We start from the raw sequence: 2,382 nt of genomic DNA on the forward strand, positions 1-2,382 counted from the left end.
AATAGTCATATAAACCAGAATCAACTAAAATTTTACCTAATAAATTGGCTGGACGTAATTTTTGGCTGGCATCTCTCCAACTCTCAATATCATCAGCTAAATCTTCAAATTCTTCTCCATAACGATAAACTAATGTTTTTTGTGGTTCACGGGCTAGTTCTCTTGTAAACAATATTTTTAGTCCCTGTGAAGCAATGCCTACAAAGATAAAGTAGTAGCTATAAGCTAGTAGATACTGGCCTATAGCTTCAGCTCCTAGATTACGAGCAATAGCAGCGGTTAATACAAAAGCTGTTATGCTTTGCGCTAACCGATTGACTATCATTGAGAGGGAATTACTTATGAATTTGTACTTTTCTACCATTCTTAAATTATTAATTCACCTTAATTCGCTCATTTTGAATTGCCAATACCTATATACCTCATAACCTGACTTTTTTTAGATATATCGTTAGAAGCTTGAGTAGTGAACGCAAAACCTTTTATCGTCTTTAAGTAGGTAGTTAATCACTCAGCAAACTAGAAAATCTAATCTAATAATGCGTGAGAAACAGAAACTCCACTGAAAACAGCAATATATGATTTTGTTTTTATAACCCTAGTAAGCACCTTCTTTTTTCAAAACTACCATAACTGTTTTGAGGAGAATTTCAAAGTCTAACCGAAGCGACCAATTTTCGATGTAGTTAAGATCAAGATTTATCACTTGTTCAAAATCTAAAATATCCGAGCGACCTGAGACTTGCCAAAGACCTGTAATCCCAGGTAAAACTTCATGGCGAATAAAATGATGTTCAGAAAATTTATCTACATCTCTAGTAGGTAAAGGGCGAGGGCCTACTATACTCATTTGTCCAAGGATAACGTTAAAAAGTTGAGGTAATTCGTCTAAGCTATAACGTCGAAGGAATTTTCCAACACGGGTAATGCGAGGATCGTCTTTAATTTTAAAGATAATCCCATCTTTGGTTTCATTTAATGCTTCTAATTCTTTTTGGAATTTTTCTGCATCAGACCTCATAGTTCGGAATTTCCATACTTTAAACTGTTGCCCATGCAAACCTATACGTGTTTGTCTGTAAAATACTGTGCCGGGAGAGTCCAATTTGATAGCTATAGCTATAGCTATATAAATAGGGAATGATAACATTACAAATAAAGTCGCAAAGCAAAAATCACAAGTGCGCTTTATCCAAAAATCTTTGCCTGTAATTATCGGACAATCCAAACTCAGACAAGGCATTCCTCCTATTTTATTAAATTCTATGTTTTTATAAATTGGTTTTAATTCCATCGGCAAAATATGTACTTGGATGCCAGATGCTTGAAATAACCAGCATAAAAACATTCTATTTTTTAGAGCATCCCAAGATATAAAAACCTCTGTTACACCTAATTCATTAAGTTGATTCAATGTTTGTTGACGTTTATATCGATCTAATGAACTAGCATTAGCCGTTCCAGATACAATATAATGTTTCTCTTTTTTTATAAAGCTAGCTATTTGCTCATGGTCTTGAGGATCGCAAATAATGAAGACAGAAGAACGAACTATTTTTTTCTGCTTACGCAGATATTCCAAAGTAAGATTTATAGCGTATCTACCAGTACAAACAAATAATATACTTAACAACCAAGATAATAATATTAATCTTGGGCGTGTAATATCAATAACTGGCTTATATAAAAGACAAACTAGGAGTATTAATCCATGAGCCAAAGTTAACGATTTTATAATGTTGAGATAGTCATAGCGTTTTTGACCTTCTCGATAAACACCTTCGATCGCTAATGAGCCTATTTGAATTCCAATAGTTATTAAAATCGGCAAATAATGACTCTGTATATACGAAGTCAAATGCCCATAAGAAGATTGATAGCCAGCTAAAATCCAAGTTAAGGATAAAAGAGTATAGTCTACCAAAAATAATGTTGTTAATCTCAACCACCACGAACCCTTGCGTACCCTGGCAAATGAAGATGCACGCAAATCTAAAGGCACTTCATTGAATTTACTTGTTGTAATGCTTTGATTACTCATACTTAGAAACACTTGGTGTAGTTAAAATTTGATGGAAATCTATATTAAGACAAATGGGGAATATCACATTTTTCTTTCAAAGAAACCTGGACTTTGTAGCCTACTAATTAACCATTTTCTTCGCACTAACTTGAAATTCTTGATCAAAAGCATCTTCCAGGGTCGGTTTGAGTGCGGTTACTACCCAGATACTTAGCTTTTGTTGCAGGGTAGAATCCAGTTTAGCCTGGAAATTTTGAGCTTTGATGCCAAAAAAAGGATTTTTTGGTGAGTTAACTTAATAGCTGAATAAAATCTCTGACGTAAATAATCAACTAGGCCAGGTAAAAATATTAGGAAGG

The 2,382-nt window shown here is 34.0% G+C and carries 2 protein-coding genes; both read right to left on the reverse strand.

The features are described from left to right. The coding region (locus LC574_RS35990; protein WP_368736778.1) for a lipopolysaccharide biosynthesis protein at positions 1-364 on the reverse strand (364 nt) is incomplete at its 3' end. Positions 365-598: 234 nt separating this feature from the next. Then, positions 599-2,041, reverse strand: coding sequence for a sugar transferase (locus LC574_RS35995; RefSeq protein WP_229458403.1), 1,443 nt, complete (start codon positions 2,039-2,041; stop codon positions 599-601). Positions 2,042-2,382 lie beyond the last annotated feature (341 nt).

Source organism: Nostoc sp. CHAB 5715 (assembly GCF_020829685.1).
GTDB lineage: Bacteria > Cyanobacteriota > Cyanobacteriia > Cyanobacteriales > Nostocaceae > Nostoc.

Coding starts and splice junctions, on each gene's coding strand:
- LC574_RS35995 (WP_229458403.1), bottom strand. CDS start 2,041: ATGAGTAATCAAAGCATTACAACAAGTAAATTCAATGAAGTGCCTTTA.